The following is a 21,162-nucleotide window of genomic DNA, read 5'->3' as shown; positions in this document are numbered from 1 at the left end:
TAAATCCATCGTTTTTATAGACATTATTGGATAGCTGGTATGCGTGCAAACTTTCGTCTCCAAAGGCTACATGTCGACGCTGATTTGTCTGCGGGGATGATGCTTGATTTAAATCGAGAACATTCCAATTATCTTCTAAATGCTCTGCGGTTAAAAGAAGGTTCTGAGCTTCTTGTTTTTAACGGTCGAGATGGTGAGTGGCTGTGTGAGCTTAAAAACATAGGGCGAAAAAAAGCCAGTGCGACTTTAACTGAATTGGTCAGAACTCAACCCATACAATCATCCTTGATGGTTCTATTTGCGCCCATTAAAGTCGGTCGACTTGAATATATGGTGCAAAAAATGACTGAGATGGGAGCTGGCATCATTCAGCCTGTTTTCACAGATCATACACAGCTGCATAAAGTAAATGAAAAGCGCTTAGAGGCAAATATTGTTGAGGCAGCTGAACAGTGTGGCGTTCTTTCTATTCCAGAACTGCGTACTCCGCAAAAACTGCTAAATATTCTTACTCAGTGGGATGATGAACGGCATCTAGTCTTTTGTGATGAAGGTCATGAGACTAACAATCCGATACCTACCCTCCAAGAATTAGCTAGCAAAGAAATCGCTGTTTTAGTTGGCCCAGAAGGCGGGTTTTCTGAGAAAGAGCGCACAATATTGAATGAAATGGACCACGTTTCATCTATACCGCTTGGACCTCGGATTTTGCGCGCTGACACGGCAATGGTGTCGGCAATTTCAATAATCCAGGCGACAATTGGCGATTGGAATTAAAGAGATGAATTATTTTTGATCGCTCTTTAAATAAATTTTGCTTGCACCATATGCATTAAACGTTCAATCAAATGAGAAAAATGCGAGCGAGCTTGCACAACAAAAAGTAAAAGGGTGTTGAGAATGGCACGCGACACAACAGATGAGACCCCGTTAACATCATACCATCAAATGGTTGAGTATCTTGAGGCTGGAAATAAACCTCGCGAAGATTTTCGGATTGGTACAGAACATGAGAAGTTTGCTTTCTTTGCAGATGATCATTCTCCGGTGCCGTATGAAGGTGAACGGTCCATATCCGCGTTGCTTAATGGCATGGCTGATAAAATTGACTGGGAACCAATCACTGATGCGGGAAAAATTATCGGTCTTGCGGCAAAAAGCGGAGGTGGAGCTATCTCATTGGAACCCGGCGGGCAATTTGAACTTTCCGGCGCACCTCTTGAGAATATTCATCTAACCTGTTCTGAATCAAATCAACATCTAAGACACCTTCAAGAGGTGGCAGAACCAATGGGTATAAAGTTTGTTGGTCTTGGCGGTAGTCCAAAATGGACGATTGAAGAAACGCCGAGAATGCCCAAAAGCCGCTATGATATCATGACCAATTATATGCCAAAAGTTGGCACGCAAGGTCTTGATATGATGTATAGAACATGCACAATTCAAGTTAATTTGGATTTCAGTTCCGAATTGGACATGCGAAAAAAAATGCAGGCCAGCATGAAATTGCAGCCGCTATCGACGGTTCTTTTTGCAAGTTCTCCTTTCACGAATGGAAAGCCAAACGGCTTGTTATCATGGCGTGGAGATATTTGGCGCGATACTGATAATGCACGCGCTGGAATACTGCCTTGCGTGTTTGAAGGTAATTTTTCGTTTGAGAAATATGTTGAATGGGCACTCGATGTGCCAATGTATTTTGTGTTGCGCGATGGCAAATATCACGATGTAACCCATGTTACGTTTCGTCAATTTAGAGACGGTGCTCTCAAAGGCGAAATACCTAATCCAGAGCCAACCTTAGGCGATTGGACAAATCATCTGTCGACAGTTTTCCCTGATGTGCGTCTAAAGCAATTTATCGAAATGCGTGGAGCTGATGGCGGTCCGTGGAAGCGCATATGCGCATTGCCAGCCTTTTGGGTTGGTCTGCTTTATGATGATAATGCGATGTCAGATGCGTTGGAATTGACCAAAGATTGGACATATGAAGATGTCTTGGGTTTGCGGGATCAGGTGCCGCGTGACGGATTTAAATGCGAAATTGCTGGTAGACCCCTTCTGGACGTGGCTCGGGATGCGCTCGAAATTTCTAAATCTGGATTGAGATCACGGGCGATTATGAATGAGACAGGTAGTGATGAAACTTATTTTCTTCAACCACTGGAAGAGATTATTGCGTCGGGTAGAACACCTGCGGAAGAACTTTTGTCGCTGTATCATGGCGAGTGGAACGGCAGCGTGGACCCGATTTTTGAAAAATATGCTTACTAGGTTTTGCAAATTCGCAACTCGACGTACAGTCGCAATAGGACTATAATAAATTGAAGTCTGCTAAAGTGCGGCCACAGGGAGAATTAAATGTTACCTTTGTTTGATATGTTGATGAATGCGCAAAATGGCAGCGCTATGAAGGATATAGCTGAAAAATTTGGCCTGGATCAGTCTCAGATGAACAGCGCACTTGAAGCAATGATGCCGGCTTTTTCAAATGGCTTAAAGCGGAACGTTTCTTCGCCAGATGCAATGGGCCAATTTATGAAAGCTTTATCTTCCGGTAATCATTCACAATATTTTGAAAATGCTGCAAATGCCTTTTCATCAGAAGGTGTAGCAGATGGAAACAACATTTTGGGTCATTTATTTGGGTCAAAAGATGTTAGCCGCGCCGTCGCAGCGCAAGCAGAGGCTGCAAGTGGTGTTGGTCAAGATATTATCAAGCAATTGCTTCCGATAATTGCAAGCACATTGATGGGCGGCATGTTTAATCAAACCAATGATCAAATGAAGGCTATGTCGGGTGGCGGTAGTGGCAATGTTTTTGGCGATCTTATGGGTCAGATGATGGGCGGCTCTAAAGGTGGCTCAAATCCACTTGGCGACATGTTAGGCGGCATGCTTGGCGGTGCTTCCGGCAATAACCAGCAACAAGATAATCCTTTCGGCAAAATGATGGAAGGTATGATGGGAAATATGGCGAGCGGCAGCTCAAACCCATTTGGTAATATGTTTGGTGGTAGCCAACCAGAAACATCTAATAAAGAAGCAGCCAACCCCTATGACGAGCTATTTGGAAAAATGTTCGACACGGGCCGCACTGTACAAAATGAGTACCAAAAAAATATGGATGGTATTTTTGATCAGTTCCTAGATGGTATGGACAAGAAGTAATCCTAAAAACCTTAAAAAAGCCCGACCGTCACTAAGGGCGAACAGTCGGGCAAAAGGCAGGCCGGGAGTTGCCGCGGCCTGCGGGGGACACATTTAATCCATCTTCAAGATTCGTCCATGTTTGAGTGCTCGTGCTTGTAGGTCATAAGACGGATCTTCAAAGATACTCGCTCTGCGAATAATATATAAATCCTCTCTTCTAAGACCTATGTCAGCTAGTTCATGGTCCGATGCGTAATATAGTTTTTCAACAGAACGCCTATTTTCCATTGCTTTCGCGAGGCGCCGCAAGGTCGCCCAAAGTTTCGTGAGCAACGGTATTTTTACGGTTTCTGTCATCTGGATGGATTGATCCAGAGTGCAGGTGTTGCCACAGTTGATAACAGTCATACTATCTCTCCATCTAAGTCTTGGGTTTCGATAGTGAATATATGTCAAATTATGATTGATCATTCCAACGAATATTTCTAATGTATCTTATCAATAATTTTGATGGAATGAAAAGATGCCAAATCCTTTAGATCTTGATCAATTGAATACATTTATCGCGATTGCTGAAACAGGCAGCTTTACGCGTGCTGCAGAACAGGTTTTCAAAACACAATCCGCTGTGTCTATGCAGATGCGCCGTTTGGAAGAAAGAATCGGTCAGCCGATTTTTGTAAAAGATGGCCGCATCAATCGTCTGAGTGATGATGGTGAAAAGCTTCTGGATTATGCGCGCAAAATGCTGAAACTTAATGATGAGACAATCAATGCGTTTTCCGGCGAACAATTGGAAGGCTCTATTCGTTTTGGAACTCCTGATGATTATGCTGATCGTTTTATGCCCAGCATTATTGCCCAATTTGCGCAAACGCACCCAAATATAGAACTAAATGTGATTTGCGAGCCATCACGAGAGTTACATTCGCGGATGGATAATAATGAGTTAGATGTGGCTCTGGTAACGCATGGCGATGTGAATTACTTATCGGAAGTCATCCGAACTGAGCCGCTTTATTGGGTAACATCACATAACCATATGGTTCATGAAGAAAAGGTGATCCCTTTGGCAATCGGACGGGACGGCTGCTGTTGGGGAGACGTATCATTTGCGGCGTTGGATAAAGCAAATCGGGATTATCGGGTTATCGTAGCCAGCCATTCTGCAACGGTGATTGCATCAGCTGTTTTGGCAGGGTTAGCAGTTGCACCTTTGCCTGAATGTGCATTGCAATATGGTATGCGCATTTTAACAGAGGCTGATAATTTTCCCCAAATAGGAATGACAAAAATTGGGCTGTTAAAACGGCCTGGTGCTGCACCAACACTCGTCGAAGCCTTGAGCAAGCATATCATTGCAAGCTTGGACAATATCACTCCAAACGGCACAAAATCTCAGTTGGTTAACCAACCCAATGGTCAATCAGGTGATTTGCTGGCACATAACAATGCAGTAAATGCTGCAGCAGGAAGCAAATTTACCTGGTAGCGAGTTGAGGCTAGTACGTAGTTAGCCCGCTCCTGGGTAATTTGGGCTCTCACGAGTAATTGTCACATCATGAGCATGGCTTTCACGTAGCCCGGCATTTGAGATTTGCACGAATTTGGCAACATCGCTAAACTCCTTTAGGTCTTTGCCACCTACATATCCCATTGCGGCACGTAAGCCACCTGTTAACTGATGAAGAACACCGGAAACTGGTCCCTTATATGGAACTTGTCCTTCAATACCTTCAGGCACAAGTTTAAGCGTATCACGAACTTCTGCTTGGAAATAACGATCGGCAGAACCCCTTGCCATAGCGCCAACTGACCCCATTCCGCGATAAGCTTTAAATGAGCGTCCTCCATGAAGATAAACTTCGCCCGGGCTTTCATCAGTGCCGGCCAGAAGTGATCCAATCATCACCGCATCAGCGCCTGCTGCAAGAGCTTTGGCAACATCACCAGAATACTTGATCCCTCCGTCTGCGATAATTGGAACGCCCGTGCCTTTTGCTCCTTGAACAGCTGACATAATGGCAGATAGTTGTGGCACACCCACGCCCGCAACAATCCGAGTTGTACAAATTGAGCCGGGGCCAATACCAACTTTAATGGAATCAGCACCAGCATCAATCAGTGCTTTTGTGCCTGCTTCTGTTGCGACATTACCTGCCATAATGCGAACTGAGTTGGATAATTTTCGGATACGCATGACAGCATCCAAGACCCGTTGAGAATGTCCGTGAGCTGTATCGACAACCAACAGGTCGATACCTGCATCAATAAGACGTTCAGCGCGTTCAAAACCATCATCCCCAACGCTTGTTGCAGCGCCTACACGCAAGCGACCTTGGTCGTCTTTGCAAGCATTTGGGTTAAGTTGTGTTTTCTCGATATCTTTGACGGTGATGAGGCCAACGCAGCGATATTCATCATCAACAACCAAAAGCTTTTCAATGCGATGTTGATGTAGAAGTCGTTTGGCTTCTTCCTGTGCAACGCCATCTTGAACCGTAACCAAATTGTCCTTAGTCATCAATTCATGAATTTTCTGATTTGGATCAGAAGCAAAGCGCACATCACGGTTTGTCATAATGCCGACCAGCTTGCCTGCCTTGCCTGGTTGTTTATCTTCAACGACCGGAATACCAGAAATTTTATGCGCTTTCATCAAGGCATGCGCATCTGCCAAGGTCTCATTTGGTCCAATGGTGACAGGATTGACAACCATACCGCTTTCAAACTTTTTAACGGCTCGTGCTTCAGCAGCCTGTTCTTCCGGAGTTAAGTTTCGATGAATAATGCCTATACCGCCAGCTTGCGCCATTGCAATGGCAAGACGACCTTCTGTGACCGTATCCATCGCAGAAGATAAAATCGGTATGTTAAGTTCAATGCCTTTGGCAATTGTCGCTGTTACATCGACCTGATTTGGCATCACAGTGGAGTGGCCTGGCTGCAAAAGCACGTCGTCAAAAGTAAGGGCTTGAAGGCCTGTTGGGGTTTGGAGGATCTCTGCCATCGTCAAGTCCATTTCTGTTATCGAGCAACTATTGCAAAGAGGATTTGCATAGAGAGTTTTGAAATTCTAGAAGCTCGTCATTTCATAAGGAGTTGACGCTGGCTCGTAACACGGAAATTCTTGATTGTGAACTGGGATTTGAAGAATAATCCCAATTATATGAATTTCATACCTTTCAAGGTTGCTTGTAAGAACTTAATCACGCCCTTTGAAGTTTTTAGCAAGTAAATAAAGCTCGACTGATTCAGCGCGTGACGCTGGTGGTTTGACGTGAACAACGGATTGAAAATTTTTCTTCAGCATATTCAAAATATCATTCTCAGTTCCACCTTGGAACGTTTTAGATAAGAAGTGTCCACCCTTCGCTAATACCTCAACAGCAAAATGAGCCGCGATCTCACACAAATATTGTGTGCGTAAATGGTCAGTTCTGCGATGACCTGTTGTTGGGGATGCCATATCTGAAAATACAAGATTGGGTGCAGCCCCGCATAATTCCATTAGCCGTTCTGGCGCATCATCATCCAAAAAATCCATCTTTAAAAATGAAACGCCTGGTACCTGATCCATATCGAGGAAATCAATTGCGACTACTTTCGGATCGAGATCGGATGACTCCGTCACTTTCGATGCGATTTGCGACCAACCGCCCGGTGCCGCACCCAAATCTATGATGCGTTTTGCACCTTTCAAGATGTTATGTTTTTCATCAATTTCTAAAAGTTTGAAAGCCGCGCGTGAACGGTAACCTTCATGCTTTGATCTTTGTACATAAGGATCATTCAAATGACGTTCGAGCCATTGTCGTGAAGATGCTTTCAGCTTCTTTTTCTTAACGCGCTGGCCAAGCTTTCGACCTGTTGCGATTGTGGTTTTTTTACTCATTTTGCTCGCCACTTCTCACATTGCTGTTTGGCTGGTTTGAATTATTCTGATCTTTGCGTTTACGGTTTCGACTTCGGCGTTTTCTCCGCCATACACCATCACGGGCCATCATATCGTTTAAGAGACCTTCTCTCAAACCCCGATCGGCAACGCGCATCCTTGTTGAAGGCCATCGCTTTCGAATGCTTTGCATAATAGCACAACCTGCCAAAACCAGATCAGATCGATCGGGTCCTATACAAGGGTTTTCAGAGCGTGCTTTTAAATCCCACGAAAGTAGCTTGTCGAGCATCTTATCGACATCTTCATCAGCAAGCCAAAGACCATCCACCTGCCTGCGATCATATTTGGGTAATTTGAGGTGCAGACCAGCCAAGGTTGTCACTGTGCCAGATGTGCCAAGCAAATGAAAATCCTCTAATCCTGGATCAAAAGCAAGCATGGCTTCAGGGGCAGTTTCCTGCAGCATAGTATCAACGGTTTGCACCATGTTTTCAAAGATTTCAGGCGTGACATCCTTACCGCCAAAACGTTCCGAAAGAGTGACCACGCCAACGGGCAGGGATGTCCATGATTTGATGTGGTTCGCAAGACGCGCTGTTCGTCTTTGATCAAAATGAATTGCTGCAATTTCCGAAGATCCACCACCGATATCGAACAGGATAACTGATTTGGTATCTCGTTCGACGAGCGATGCACAACCAGAAACCGCAAGACGCGCTTCGGTTTCTCGATTGATCATCTCAAGATCAAGTCCTGTTTCCAGCTTAACTCGTTTCAAAAATGCTTCGCCGTTGGAAGCCTGCCGACATGCTTCGGTTGCTATGAGCCGATATTTTTTGATCTTGTGGCGGGCAAGTTTTGATGCACAGATTTTAAGCGCGCCAATGGCCCGTTCCATTGCATGATCGGATAAAGCGCCACTAGCGGCCAGTCCTTCACCCAGGCGTACAATTCGCGAAAAAGCATCTACAACATGAAATTGACCATGTTTGGTAGGCCTTGCAACAAGCAGGCGGCAATTGTTTGTGCCAAGATCAAGTGCCGCATATAATTGCTGGTTTTGATATGGTTTTGCGTGGCTTTGTGTCTTTCTGTTTGCATGTTGCTCACGGTCGGGAGAGCCGCCGCGTTCATTACGTTGCTTCCCAGGTTTTTGATTATGTTGCTGTTTATTGCGGGCGACTTGCTGCTCTGCATGACCCTCAGAATTGGGCGCATTATTTCTCCGACGCCGGCGTCGGCGCTTCTTCTGATTTGGATTTCCGGAAGAAACATCACTATCTTTGTCGCCCAAGTTTTTGCCAACAGATTCAGGCAAGTCAGGCGCACGTCTAGTGCCTTTTTTTGCCTCTCCGGTAGCATCACTTTTAGGTATGCGTTCGTTGAGAGGCTTTTCAGGTGTTCCTCCCAGAGGAGCCTTTTGGCCGCGCAATGGGGTGTTCACTTCGTATCCTATCAGCGCCGAGCAATCGTCGAGATGCATCAGGCGCCTAATATTTGTCGTTGAAAACACAGTAACAGTGTCTGCAAGAAATACAATCGATTTTTCGAAAGTTATTTTGATACCCAATATGAGATGCCTAGAATGAGATGCTTGTACGAGATGCTTGTGTGGAATGCATTCCATAGGTTTATGAAAAAGACATGCAAAAACACTGGTAAAAAAGGCTGAATTACTTTGTTTTACTTTAACGTGTTCAATTTTGGAGACGCGAATCCGTAGAGTTTTAGCAAATGGAATTTCAAATTTTGTTTTTAAAAACAAAGTTCTAAAAAAAATTGCGTATTAGAATAAGATTCACTATTGACTATTTTTGAAACCGGTTGCAAAATTAAATCATTGATCGAATTCATTATGAGTTCTAGCGATCAAGGGAGGAATTTGTGATCTTATTTGGTTTGAACCATATGGCGGTTCGAGGCTTGGATGTAGATGCATTCTTTGCATTGGCGTCGTCTCTTGGCTGTGCCGGTGTTGAGATCAGAGAAGATACCTCTCACGAAAAATTCACCAAAAAATTTGCGCGTAAAGTCACGCGATCAGCGAATGAAAATCAATTGGGTATTTTTGCAGTTTCCGAAGTTGGCGCATTTGATGATTTTAGCCAGCAAAAATTTGAAGAGGCAAAAGCGCTTATTTCTATGTCTGCGGAGATGGGTAGTAAAGCTGTTAGCTTTATCCCTCGTAATGATGGTTTTGCCTCATCAGCAGTCGAGCGAAAACGAAATTTAACGGGGATTCTGCAAGAGTTGCAACCTCTTCTGCGCGATGCTGATATGCAAGGATTTATCGAGCCGTTGGGGTTTGAGACTGCATCAATTCGTTTTAAGGCAGACGTTGTCGAGGTTGTTGAAGAGCTTGGCTTTGAAGATCACTTTAAAATCATTCATGACACGTTTCATCATACGCTATCAGGTGAAACACAAGTTTTTGCACACCATACTGGTCTTGTCCACATCTCAGGTGTTGAAGATCAGAATACTAAATTCGTTGATATGAAAGATGCTGACCGAGTGCTAGTCGGGCCTGAAGACCGTCTTGGCAATATCGAGCAGTTACAGGAATTACAGGCCGCTGGTTACATCGGCCCGGTCTCATTTGAACCGTTCTCACCGACCGTTCAAAATGCGAACGACCCGAAAGCCGAGCTTGAACGGTCAATAAAGTTCATCGAAGATCAATTGGTTTTGCGCGCTGCGTAACCGACTTTGATGATTTAACTTGTCCTTCGGGACAACCGGCAGATTTAGTTCGGCGAGCCGGTCGCCAATTTGGGAGAAGGTAATATGAAAAAAACACTTATGACAGTCGCTTTATCTGCGCTTATGTCCACAACTGTGATGGCAGCGGAAATCGGCGCAACGTTTTCCAGGTTTGATGATAACTGGTTGACAGTTTTGCGTAATGGCATGGTCGAGTATGCAGAGACAGTTGATGGTCTGACATATCAGCAGGAAGATGCATCGGATGATCTAGCCAAACAAATTGACCAGGTGAAAAACTTTGTTGCGAATGGTGTTGACGGAATTATCGTGAACATCGTTGATACATCTGCTGGTGCAGCCATTACAGAAGCTGCTGGTGACACACCGTTGGTTTTTGTTAACCGCGAACCAGATAATGTAAACGAATTGCCGCCAACTCAAGCTTTTGTTGCTTCTAACGAAATTGAATCTGGTACATTGTCGGCGTTTGAGGTCTGTAAAAACCTTCGTGCAGCTGGTAAAGCTGGTGGTGCCCGTGGTTATTTGATGAATGGTCAGTTGTCGAACCAGGCGGCTGTTCAGCGCTCAAAAGACGTTCATGATGTTATTGGCATGGACATGTGTAGCTTCATGACAATCATTGATGAGCAACCAGCAAACTGGTCACGTGATGAAGCTCAGGATCTTATGACAAACTGGATGTCATCTGGTGAGCCATTTGACTTTGTTTTGGCTAACAATGACGAAATGGCCATTGGTGCAATTCAAGCGATGAAAGCTGCTGGCACAGACATGGCTGATGTCCAAGTTGGTGGTGTTGATGCTAGCCAGGACGCTTTGGTAGTGATGGGTGCAGGCGACTATGATGTCACAGTATTTCAGGATTCTGTGGGTCAGGGAACGGGTTCAATTGATGCCGTGCTTAAGCTGATCGCTGGCGAAAAAGTTGACCAAAAAGTCTATATCCCATTCAAGTTGGTAACTCCGGCTAATATGGGTGACTTCCTTAGCAAGAACTAAGTTGGGTTAAATTATAATATTCGAGACGGCGCGGAGATGCCGTCTCGTTTTTCACAATTAAAGTGTAGGGGGTGCCTCATCCATGACAGATAATAGCGATGGCATAGGCGGGCTAACATTTGATAAGACAAAAAAGTCTTGGCCGAACGAATTTAACATCTTTTTTGCCTTGATCATTATCATTGTGATCTTTGAGGTTTTAGGGCAGGTTTTGCCTTATATGAATGATCAGAGTTTTCTTTTTGATTCAAGAGATCGTTTTGACAGTATCTTTAATGAAGCGCGTTTAAAGATCATTATCTTGCAAGTCGCGATCATCGGAATTATTGCGCTTGGCGTGACGCAAGTCATTATTACCGCCGGAATTGACCTTAGTTCAGGACCGCTTGTTGCTGCAACTGCGATGATAGCGATGAGTTTTGCACAAACTGAATTGGTGAATGGCAACCCTAATCCTAAAGCATTGTTCGGAACGTGGGCAATGGATTTACCCGTGATTTTACCAGTTATCATCGGGTTAGCGTTTGGTGCATTTATTGGCGCCATTAATGGCACCTTTATTGCATTTTTACGTATTCCTCCATTTATCGCAACACTTGGAATGTTCCTTGTCTGCCGCGGTGTCGCGCTTTGGTGGTCTTCTGGCAACCCGATATCGTTTCCGACAGAGGAATATAAATTTCTCGGTTCTGGCATGATGCCAGTTGTTTGGTTCCTTTCACTGGCGATCATATTCCATGTGATCATGAAATATACCGTCTACGGAAAACACACTTATGCAATTGGTTCGAATGAAGAAGCCGCTCGGATGTCCGGCATAAATGTGAAACGTCACAAAGTCATGGTCTATATGATTGCTTCAATGCTTGCGGCATTTGCTGGTATCGTCTTAAGCGCTAAAGCATCAACAGCGCAGGCTGGTATGGGCGAATTTTACGAGCTATTTGCGATTGCAATGGCTGTTATTGGTGGCATCAGTCTAACAGGAGGGCGAGGGTCGATTATCGGTACCGTTCTAGGTGCGATGGTCCTTGGTGTTATCCGATCTGGATTTACCTTTGTTAAGCTAGACGGATCGTATCAGCTAATGGCCATGGGCAGTATTATTATAGCAGCCGTTATTCTCGATCAATATCGTCAACGCAACCGGGCATAAGTTAGGAGACTAGAATATGAGCAACGATATTGTTCTGAAGACCGAAGACCTAACCAAGCATTATGGTGGTGTTCATGCTTTAAATAATGCTAATTTTGAGCTGAAGAAGGGCGAGCATGTTGCCATTATGGGTGACAATGGTGCGGGTAAATCAACTTTTGTTCGCCAAATAACTGGCGTTGAACAGCGGACAAGCGGTAAAGTTAGCCTGTATGGTGAAGAAGTAAGCTTTGCTGGACCGTTGGAAGCGCGCGAGGCAGGCATCGAAACAGTGTTCCAAACCTTGGCTCTGGCCGATGATCTAGATGTTCCAGACAATTTGTTTTTGGGCCGTGAATTGACTAAATGGAATTGGCTTGGCCCATTTCGCAGACTTGATTACAAGGCAATGCGAGATGCAACTATGAAAGGCCTAGTTAAAACCGGTGTTAAAATTCCAAATATTCGGAATACGATACAAAACATGTCGGGCGGGCAGCGCCAATGTGTTGCTATTGCACGAACAGCGACGTTTGCATCCAAGCTCACAATCATGGATGAGCCAACTGCGGCTCTTGGTGTGCAGGAAACTGCGCAAGTTGAGAATATTATCCGTACGCTTAAAGAGCAAGGTGAACCACTGATTCTGGTGAGTCATAATATGCGTCAGGTATTTGACTTGGTCGACCGGATTGTTGTGTTTCGTCGCGGACGTATTGTGGCGAATTTGAGAAAAGAAGATACGGACGGACAAGATGTTGTTGCCTACATCACGGGTGTTAAAACCGGTGCTGAATTCGAAGGTGCAGCGTAGTACGAGCATGCTTGATTTTTCCCATCCATTTTTCAGACCCACTTGGCGGAGGTGGGTCGTCGTAATCCTTTGTTTGGGGATGGCGTTGTTTGATTTCTTAAATCAAAACATATTTTGGGCAGTTGTTTTCGGTGGGCTAGGTTCTGTCGCTTTATGGATGCTTTTTTTCGATCAAGCGACGCTCAAAAAATTGAACGATGATCAAGATAATTTAGAGTAAAGTAAATGAATAAGACAATTAAATTGACAACAGCACAGGCAATCGTGCGGTTTCTCGCCAATCAGTTTATTGAAATTGATGGTGTTAAAAAGCGCCTGTGTGGTGGTGGCTTCGGCATATTTGGTCATGGTAACGTGACATGTCTTGGCGAAGCTCTTTATGATAATCAGGATGCTTTGCCCCTTTATCGTGGTCAAAATGAGCAAGGAATGGGGTTTGCCGCTGCTGCCTATGCAAAGTACCATCTGCGTCAACGTTTCATGTTTTGTACAGCTTCTGCAGGTCCGGGAACAGCAAACCTTTTAACATCCGCCGCACTAGCTCATGCAAATAGATTGCCTGTGTTGATGTTGTGTGGGGATGCATTTCAAACTCGTCTGCCTGATCCGGTACTACAACAACTTGAACATTTTGGTGATCCTACACTGGGCGTCAATGATGCATTCAAAGCTGTCTCACGTTATTGGGATCGCATTACGCACCCTGCACAAATTATTCAATCTCTTCCTGCTGCGATTAATACCATGCTTGATCCTGCTGATTGCGGCCCAGCCTTCATTGGCCTTCCGCAGGATATTCAGGGTTGGACCTATGATTATCCGATAGAAATGTTTGAAGAGAAAATGCATTTTATTCGCCGCGTAACGCCCGATGAAAATGAAGTAGCAAATGCTGCCGCAGCTATTAAAGCAGCAAAACGGCCGATTATTATTGCAGGTGGTGGTGTTCAATATTCTCGCGCCGTTAAAGAGCTAACGGCGTTTGCAGAAGCCACTCAAATTCCGGTGGTTGAAACAATAGCGGGTCGGGCAAACTTGCTCGATAGTCATGATCTGAATATCGGGCCGATTGGCGTGACAGGATCAGATAGTGCAAATTTTGTGGCTGAAAAGGCTGATGTAATTATCTCCATTGGTTGTCGTTTGCAGGATTTTACGACGGGTTCATGGACAGCTTTTGCAAAAGATGCACAGATCGTATCAATAAATGCTGGCCGTCATGATGCAGGCAAGCACAGATCATTACCAGTTGTTGGTGATGCGAAGATAAGTATTTGCAAAGTTTGGGATGCGCTAGCTTCTCACAAAGCGCCCGCAGAATGGACCAGCATTGCGATAGAGGAACGTGCAAAATGGTCAAGCTATGTTGCAGATAATGTTCGCCCAGGAAATCGACCAAATTCCTATGCGCAAGCAATCGGCGTTGTTAATGAGTTGTGTGATCCAAGGGATCGCGTTGTTGCAGCAGCAGGTGGTCTGCCAGCGGAAGTAACAGCCAATTGGCGAACACTTGATATTGGTACGGTAGATGTTGAGTTTGGCTTTTCTTGCATGGGCTATGAGATAGCGGGTGGCTGGGGCGCACGTATTGCCCAATCAGAAAATGAGCCAGAGCAGGATACAATCATATTCTGTGGCGATGGCTCATACCTTCTCATGAATTCAGACATCTATTCGGCGGTTCTAACGCAGAAGAAGATGATTATCTGTGTGCTGGATAATGGTGGGTTCGCCGTTATCAATAAGCTACAGAATAACTCTGGCAATGAGAGCTTTAATAATCTCATTGAAGATACGCCAACGGCCATAAATCAGGCTCGTGTAGATTTCCAGGCACATGCGCAAGCACTTGGCGCGAATGCAGAACGCGTGCAAAATCCGTCCGAATTTGCCGAAGCATTCAAGCGTGCAAAAGCGGCCACAAATACCACAGTGATTGTCATGGATGTCGATGCCTATGAGGGTTGGACGACAGAAGGCCATACATGGTGGGAGGTTGGCACACCTCATGTAACAACAAGCGATAAAGTGCGAGAAGCACATGTCGAATGGGAAGATGGTCGTAAGCGCCAGCGTAATGGGATCTAAGAACGTGAATATTGATACTGTTATCGCAGGAATAAAGAAAAATAATTTCGTAGTTGTCGGGCGCGCTGGGATGGATTTATTTCCCCATCCAGCAGGCACGAAGACCGAGGAGGCCACAGATTTCAAAAGTGATCTAGGCGGTTCATCAGCAAATATCGCGGCAGGCATTTGCAAGTTTGGTGGTAAGGCGTCGCTCGTAACAACAGTGTCGGATGATAGTGTTGGTAGATTTTGTCTAAACCGCCTAGACCATTATGGCGTGTCTCGCGAATATGTTCGTTCTATTGGCGGGGAGTTTCGTAATTCACTTGCACTATATGAAAGTCGCGTTGAAGACCATCAATCCGTTATCTATCGAAATGGTGCGGCTGATTTTGAGATGACATTGGAAGATGTGGAGAAAGTTGACTATTCCAAGTTTGGCGCACTGATTACTGCTGGCACTGTATTTGCCGCAGAGCCCTCTCGTAGCGCTGCATTTCGAGCGTTCGAACTAGCAAAAGAAGCGGGTCTTCCAGTTATTTTTGATGTCGATTATCGTCCATATTCTTGGCCGTCTGCGGAAGTCGCAGCAGATGTATTATCTCGTGCTGGCGCTCAAAGCGATGTCATTGTAGGTAATGATGAAGAATTTGGCTTTATGGCTGGCGGGATCGAAAAAGGTCTTGCAAAGGCAAGAGAACTTGCCGAGACATCCGCTTCAATCGTTATCTATAAAATGGGTGAAAAGGGTGCCATTACTTTTGCCGCTGATGAAAAGATCGAAACAGGAATTTACCGCGTTGAAGCATTAAAGCCGACAGGAGCTGGCGATAGTTTTATGGCAGGGTTGATGTCATCTATCGCTGATGGTCATGACTTACGTTCCGGGATTTTACGCGGTTCAGCATGTGCCGCCGTCGTTGTTGGAAAACCCGGTTGCGCACCCGCCATGCCAAACAATGAACAACTAGAAGAATTTTTGTCAACTCATCCAGGACCATCGAAGCCCTAACGTTTGGCAATAAAATAAAGGACACAACATGCATATCCCTCCATTTGAAAACAAAAACAATCCGATTGTTGATGTCGATGATTCATTGGTGCCGTTGAACTATTTCAACATTGTGAAATTGAAGAAAGGTGATGCATTCGAATATGCCGTTCCGGGGTATGAGACATGCATTGTTCCTGCGACCGGTAGTATTGATGTTAATGTTGAAGGTTTCAAAGTAGATGGCCTGGGTGGACGTGGTGTTGATGTTTGGGACGGCGAACCGGAAGGTGTTTATGTTCCGTCAGCTGCGAAAACTGAATTCGTATGTACTTCTGATGAGGCAGAAATCTTTGTTGCTGGTGCAAAATATGACAAAGTTCTGGATGCTTTTGCTGTTCGTAAAGATGAGCTTGATCTAGTTCAATATGGCTCGGATGACACAAAGACACACCGGAAAATCAAACATATTTTAGGCCAGAAGCAAGCTGATAAAGTCGGGCGCTTGTTGGTCAGTGAACTTTATACGGTTGGTCAAGGTGGTTGGTCTGGGTTTCCATCTCATAAGCATGATACGGATCGTTTGCCGGATGAGACCCGCCATGATGAGACATATAATTTCCGCTTCCGTCCAAACTATGGTTCTGGGGTACAGATGTTACAGCGCGAGGATAATAAACCCGGCGATGCCTATCACATTGTAGATGGATCGACGATTTGTTTGGATAAGGGATATCACCCTTGTGCCGTATTGCCGGGTTATGAGATGTATTATTTCACAATTCTTGGTGGCTTGAGCCAGCGTTCTCTTGTGCAATATTTCCAACCAACACATGCAGCTCAGCTGCACACTATTCCGGGCATCATGGATATGATTGCTAAATTCAAATGAGCCTAGTTACATTAAAAGATGTCCTGCAACCTGCTCTTAGAGAAGGTTATGCCGTGGGTGGGCTTGTTTGTCTTGGATGGGAAGATATGCGGGCCTATGTTGCTGCCGCAGAAGCAATAAACTCGCCTGTGATTTTGCAGGCAGGCCCGGGGTGTCGTGAACATACTCCTTTGCCTGTTCTGGGTAAGATGTTCCGTCATTTGGCAGAAAATGCAAGCGTGCCGGTCGTCGCACATTTGGATCATGGTTATACATTTGAAGATTGTAAGATCGCGCTTGATTCCGGTTTCACATCATTGATGTTTGATGGTTCACGCAAGCCGCTTAATCAAAACATTGATGAAACCGCCAAAATTGCCGATATGGCGCATGCTGCAGGTATTTCCTGCGAAGGTGAAATCGGGTTTGTCGGTTATGCAGATGGTGAAGCTTCTGCGGGAACAGACCCTGAGGAGGCCGCAAAATTTGCTAAGGAAGCAAACGTCGACGCGATGGCAATCTCTGTCGGTAATGTTCATCTACAACAAGATAAAGAGGGTGGCCTTGATCTTGATCGCATCAAAGCCATTGATCAGGTCACCGAAGTTCCGCTGGTCATACATGGTGGTTCCGGGGTGCCGGTTGAACAACGTAAATTATTGGCAAGAACATCATCAATCTGCAAATTTAATATCGGTACTGAACTACGGATGGCATTTGGATCAGCTCTTCGAGATGCTGTTAATAAAGACGATGAAAGATTTGATCGTGTGAGCATTTTAAAAGAGACTCATGATCCTGTTATGCAAGCTGCTAAAACAGTTTTGCAGGCATTTCGCGGATAAGAACAAGAGGCATGTCATGCTAAGAATTGGAATATTGGGGGCAGGCCGTATTGGCCAGGTTCATGGTCGAACGCTCAAACATCTAGCTACTGCACAAGCTGTTGCAGTGTCAGATTATTTTGATGAGGCTGCACAAAAACTTGCCGATGAACATGGCGCAAAGGTTATGACGACGGACGAAATTATAGCCAGTTCTGAGGTTGATGCAGTCATAATCGGTACACCAACAGATACGCATTTTGACATTATTCAAGCGGCCGCGAAAGCTGGAAAAGCGATCTTCTGTGAGAAGCCTGTCGATCTATCAACGGACAGAATTCGTGAATGTTTGGCAGTTGTTGATGAGGCAAAGGTGCCTTTCATGACGGCTTTCAATCGTCGTTTTGATCCAAATTTTGCACTTTTAGAAAATCAATTGCGCAACGGTGCCGTAGGGGATGTTGAGATGATGACCATCATGTCTCGTGACCCATCGCCTCCACCAGTCAGTTATATCAAATCTTCCGGTGGTATATTTCGCGATATGATGATCCATGATTTGGATATGGCACGGTTTCTATTGGGTGAAGACCCCACAGAAATCTATGCCACAGGCTCATGTCTGGTTGATCCAGATATTGGCAAAGCGGGTGATATTGATACTGCGAGTGCAACCCTAAAAACCGCGAGCGGTAAGATTTGCTCCATTACCGTGTCTCGTCGTGCATCTTATGGATATGATCAGCGGATTGAAGTGCATGGTTCAAAGGGTATGCTGCGCGGACATAATGTGCATGAAAACACTGTGGAACTGGCTAATGCTGATGGCTTCCATACATCGGTGGTTCAAAATTTCTTCCTGGAACGCTATGCGGACGCATACAGAAATGAAATGATTCATTTTGTCGATGCTGTGAATTCAGGAAAGTCGCCTCAACCAAGCGGTGAGGATGGTTTAAAAGCGCAGCAACTTGCGGATGCCGCAGCCTTATCTCTCGAAGAACAACGTCCCGTATTGGTTCAATATAAACGTAAAATAGATTAGAAAATGGCCTGAATTCAATTGATTTCAGGCCATTTTAACTTTTATAGGTTGTTTAAAGCTTGATCCAAATCAGCGATCAAATCATCCGCATCTTCAATGCCAATTGAAAAGCGCACAATGTTAGGTGCAGCGCCTGCTGCAACTTTTTGCTCGTCTGTCAATTGGCTATGTGTTGTTGATGCTGGGTGAATAACCAGCGAACGTGCATCACCCAAATTGGCGACATGGCTGAATAGTTTCAGATTATCGACGAGTTTAACACAGCCATCGTGTCCGGATTCAAGCGCGACTGTAAACAGCGAACTTGCACCTTTAGGACAATAGGTGGCAATGCGATCATAAGATGGTGATGATTTAAGACCTGCGTAGGTAACAGCTTCAACCGCGTCATGACCTTCAAGCCAGCCAGCAATTTTCTCCGCATTTGCGACATGTTTTTCCATACGTAATGATAGTGTTTCAACGCCCATCAACGTGTAGTGTGCTGCTTGCGGGTTCATTGTCATACCAAGATCGCGAAGGCCAATCGCGATTGAATGGAATGTAAATGCCATCGGACCAAGCGCCTCATGGAATTTAAGGCCGTGATATGCTGGCTCGGGTGCTGAAAGTGATGGAAATTTATCTGATGCGGACCAGTCAAATTTACCACTATCAATCACCGCACCACCAGTTACAGAACCATTGCCTGTCAGGTATTTGGTTGTGGAATGCGTGACCAAAGTTGCGCCATGCTCTATTGGATTGCAAAGATAAGGCGTTGCTGTTGTGTTATCTACGATTAGCGGAAGGCCAGCAGCATCCGCAACATCGGCAATAGCCCGAAGATCTGCAATATGACCACCGGGATTGGCGATGCTTTCGCAATATACTGCGCGGGTATCATCATCAATTGCATCTGCAATTGCTTTAGGGTCATCAAAATCAACAAACTTGGTATTCCAGCCAAAGCGTGAGATCGTGCGCCCAAGTTGAGTAACAGAGCCACCATAAAGGCGATTTGAAGCTACGATGTTCTTACCAGGACCCATTAAAGGGAAAATGGCCATGATTTGCGCTGCATGACCTGATGAGCAACAAACAGCGCCAGCGCCACCTTCTAAGGCTGCCAGACGTGACTGTAATGCACCCACGGTTGGGTTTGTCAGGCGCGAATAGATGTAGCCAACTTCTTTAAGTGCAAAAAGATTAGCGGCATGTTCCGCATCTTTGAATACAAAAGCTGTCGATTGGTAGATAGGTGGATTGCGTGCTCCTGTAGCAGGATCAGGTTCAGCACCTGCGTGGATTTGTAGTGTGTCAAAGCCCTGTTGGCGTTCGTCGCTCATGCGATACTCCCTCAATTAATTTATATAATGATTTTAGTGTACTAAACCCGAGCTTGTCCAGCGACAAACATTTTACAGGCATTCATCATTCAAGAATATTATTCCCAAACGCGATCGAGTAAACAAATCCAATTCTCATGGCAAAGTTTTGTCATCAATTCATCATTAAAACCATGTGCTTTCATGGCTTTTCGAAGAACCGGTAAGTCGCTAACGTCTTTAATTGCGTCGGGTATGTGCGCGCCATCAAAATCCGAGCCTAGACCGACATGGTCTTCGCCAAGTTTTGTAATAAGATAGTCAAGCTGAGTGATTAGGCTTTCAATTGGCGTATCAACATCCATAGAACCGTCCGGGCGGGTAAAGGCAACCGCAAAGTTCAGACCGACCATACCTTTGCTCTCCTTGATCGCATCTAACTGTTTATCGGTCAAATTACGAGAATGAGGGCACAGAGCATATGCATTCGAATGGGTCGCAACAATGGGTTTAGAACTATGTTTCGCAATATCCCAGAAACCAGCTTCGTTGAGATGTGACACATCAAGCATGATGCTACGTTTATCGCATGCCTTTACGAGACGTATACCTGCTTCAGTTAGGCCGGGACCAATGTCACCCGTGCTTGGGTAACGAAAGGGTACCCCGTGGCCAAAAATTGTCGGTCGGCTCCACACAGGGCCCAAAGAACGTAGACCTGCGCGGTGGAAAACATCCAGTGCATACAGATCTTCATCAATCGCCTCAGCGCCTTCCATATGTACAACCGCTGCAATAGTCCCGCCTTCCAAGCATGCTCTGATTTCGGACGTATGTGTGCAAATTTTGAGCGCACCCTGTCGTTCCAGTTCAGTGAGCAATGCTAATTGGTGCATGGCAGTCTGAAGTGCATCTTTGTGCGGTGTAGGGCTCGGTAATGGAAGATCGTAGGGTGGATTCTGCATCATCGAAAGTGCATCGTAAAGGTCCCCGGGTGAGGGAACATAGATGGCAAAAAAGCCGCCTCCAAAGCCGCCAATCTTTGATTTTGCTAAATCAATGTGGCCGTTGCGACCACTTGTAAATGCTATTGCAGCATCACGCGTATTCATTTCAAAAAGGCAGAATAATACATCATTGTGCCCGTCGAAGATTAACGGCTTGTGACAGTTTGTCATGTGGGTTCCTAAAATGTCATGCCAAGTTAAGTATACTTGTGTAATATTGAAATTAATATCTGTCAAAAGGATATAGTTGTTAAAGATCAATGCGTTATAACATGCTGAATATAAAAACCTTTTATGAGTGCGCTCTAAATGACGTGTGCG

Annotated in this window: 19 protein-coding genes; 13 read left to right on the top strand and 6 right to left on the bottom strand. The window is 45.1% G+C overall.

The window, feature by feature from the left end:
• Positions 1-39: 39 nt before the first annotated feature.
• From G3W54_RS15200 to G3W54_RS15190, 3 genes are all read left to right on the top strand, one after another.
• Positions 40-777, top strand: coding sequence for a 16S rRNA (uracil(1498)-N(3))-methyltransferase (locus G3W54_RS15200; protein WP_162654121.1), 738 nt, complete (start codon positions 40-42; stop codon positions 775-777).
• 123 nt (positions 778-900) lie between these two features.
• Entirely contained in the window at positions 901-2,274 is a 1,374-nt protein-coding gene (locus G3W54_RS15195; protein ID WP_162654120.1) for a glutamate--cysteine ligase, read from the top strand.
• A gap of 87 nt (positions 2,275-2,361) precedes the next feature.
• Positions 2,362-3,171, top strand: a complete 810-nt coding sequence (locus G3W54_RS15190; RefSeq protein WP_162654119.1) for a DUF937 domain-containing protein — start codon at positions 2,362-2,364, stop codon at positions 3,169-3,171.
• 93 nt (positions 3,172-3,264) lie between these two features.
• Here the strand turns inward: G3W54_RS15190 and G3W54_RS15185 are convergent, their stop codons facing one another.
• On the bottom strand, positions 3,265-3,561 hold the full coding sequence (locus tag G3W54_RS15185) for a DUF1127 domain-containing protein (protein WP_162654118.1): 297 nt from the start codon (positions 3,559-3,561) through the stop codon (positions 3,265-3,267).
• Between the two features lie 115 nt (positions 3,562-3,676).
• On the opposite strand from G3W54_RS15185, the gene G3W54_RS15180 reads away from it, so the two are divergent.
• Positions 3,677-4,645: a LysR substrate-binding domain-containing protein gene (locus tag G3W54_RS15180; protein WP_162654117.1), complete on the top strand. Its 969-nt coding sequence runs from the start codon at positions 3,677-3,679 to the stop codon at positions 4,643-4,645.
• 21 nt (positions 4,646-4,666) lie between these two features.
• Here the strand turns inward: G3W54_RS15180 and guaB are convergent, their stop codons facing one another.
• The 3 genes from guaB to G3W54_RS15165 all read right to left on the bottom strand — a co-directional run bounded on the left by guaB (position 4,667) and on the right by G3W54_RS15165 (position 8,621).
• On the bottom strand, positions 4,667-6,163 hold the full coding sequence (guaB, locus tag G3W54_RS15175) for an IMP dehydrogenase (RefSeq protein WP_162654116.1): 1,497 nt from the start codon (positions 6,161-6,163) through the stop codon (positions 4,667-4,669).
• A gap of 195 nt (positions 6,164-6,358) precedes the next feature.
• Positions 6,359-7,048, bottom strand: a complete 690-nt coding sequence (locus G3W54_RS15170) for an RlmE family RNA methyltransferase (RefSeq protein WP_162654115.1) — start codon at positions 7,046-7,048, stop codon at positions 6,359-6,361.
• Positions 7,041-8,621 (bottom strand): Ppx/GppA phosphatase family protein, encoded by a 1,581-nt coding sequence (locus tag G3W54_RS15165; RefSeq protein WP_244627951.1) that lies wholly within the window; start codon positions 8,619-8,621, stop codon positions 7,041-7,043. Before G3W54_RS15165 ends, G3W54_RS15170 begins: the two co-directional genes overlap by 8 nt.
• A gap of 314 nt (positions 8,622-8,935) precedes the next feature.
• On the opposite strand from G3W54_RS15165, the gene G3W54_RS15160 reads away from it, so the two are divergent.
• The 9 genes from G3W54_RS15160 (at position 8,936) to iolG (ending at position 18,527) form a co-directional block, all read left to right on the top strand.
• Positions 8,936-9,754: a TIM barrel protein gene (locus G3W54_RS15160; RefSeq protein WP_162654114.1), complete on the top strand. Its 819-nt coding sequence runs from the start codon at positions 8,936-8,938 to the stop codon at positions 9,752-9,754.
• 84 nt (positions 9,755-9,838) lie between these two features.
• Positions 9,839-10,777 carry a substrate-binding domain-containing protein gene (locus tag G3W54_RS15155; protein ID WP_162654113.1) on the top strand — a complete coding sequence of 313 codons (939 nt, stop codon included), beginning with the start codon at positions 9,839-9,841 and terminating at the stop codon, positions 10,775-10,777.
• Positions 10,778-10,859: 82 nt separating this feature from the next.
• The gene (locus G3W54_RS15150; RefSeq protein WP_162654112.1) at positions 10,860-11,933 is read left to right on the top strand and encodes an ABC transporter permease; all 1,074 of its coding nucleotides are present in this window, start codon (positions 10,860-10,862) and stop codon (positions 11,931-11,933) included.
• A gap of 16 nt (positions 11,934-11,949) precedes the next feature.
• Entirely contained in the window at positions 11,950-12,726 is a 777-nt protein-coding gene (locus G3W54_RS15145) for an ATP-binding cassette domain-containing protein (RefSeq protein ID WP_162654111.1), read from the top strand.
• Between the two features lie 225 nt (positions 12,727-12,951).
• Positions 12,952-14,814, top strand: a complete 1,863-nt coding sequence (gene iolD / locus G3W54_RS15140) for a 3D-(3,5/4)-trihydroxycyclohexane-1,2-dione acylhydrolase (decyclizing) (RefSeq protein WP_162654110.1) — start codon at positions 12,952-12,954, stop codon at positions 14,812-14,814.
• Positions 14,768-15,808, top strand: a complete 1,041-nt coding sequence (iolC, locus tag G3W54_RS15135) for a 5-dehydro-2-deoxygluconokinase (RefSeq protein ID WP_244627950.1) — start codon at positions 14,768-14,770, stop codon at positions 15,806-15,808. Before iolD ends, iolC begins: the two co-directional genes overlap by 47 nt.
• A gap of 28 nt (positions 15,809-15,836) precedes the next feature.
• Complete coding sequence (locus tag G3W54_RS15130) at positions 15,837-16,679, top strand: 5-deoxy-glucuronate isomerase (protein WP_162654109.1); 843 nt, start codon at positions 15,837-15,839, stop codon at positions 16,677-16,679.
• Positions 16,676-17,503, top strand: coding sequence for a class II fructose-bisphosphate aldolase (locus G3W54_RS15125; protein WP_162654108.1), 828 nt, complete (start codon positions 16,676-16,678; stop codon positions 17,501-17,503). The genes G3W54_RS15130 and G3W54_RS15125 overlap by 4 nt, the downstream gene beginning before the upstream one ends.
• Before the next feature lie 16 nt (positions 17,504-17,519).
• A complete protein-coding gene (gene iolG, locus G3W54_RS15120; RefSeq protein WP_162654107.1) occupies positions 17,520-18,527 on the top strand; it encodes an inositol 2-dehydrogenase in 1,008 nt (335 codons plus the stop codon).
• 41 nt (positions 18,528-18,568) lie between these two features.
• Here the strand turns inward: iolG and G3W54_RS15115 are convergent, their stop codons facing one another.
• Together G3W54_RS15115 and G3W54_RS15110 are read right to left on the bottom strand one after the other, a co-directional pair.
• Positions 18,569-19,855: an O-acetylhomoserine aminocarboxypropyltransferase/cysteine synthase family protein gene (locus tag G3W54_RS15115; protein ID WP_162654106.1), complete on the bottom strand. Its 1,287-nt coding sequence runs from the start codon at positions 19,853-19,855 to the stop codon at positions 18,569-18,571.
• Between the two features lie 98 nt (positions 19,856-19,953).
• A complete protein-coding gene (locus G3W54_RS15110) occupies positions 19,954-21,012 on the bottom strand; it encodes a dipeptidase (protein WP_162654105.1) in 1,059 nt (352 codons plus the stop codon).
• Between the last annotated feature and the right edge of the window lie 150 nt (positions 21,013-21,162).

Origin of the sequence: Lentilitoribacter sp. Alg239-R112 (assembly GCF_900537175.1) — a bacterium.
Lineage (GTDB): Bacteria > Pseudomonadota > Alphaproteobacteria > Rhizobiales > Rhizobiaceae > Lentilitoribacter.
The sequence above is the reverse complement of the archived record's forward strand: the minus strand, read 5'-3'. Positions and strand labels throughout refer to the sequence as shown.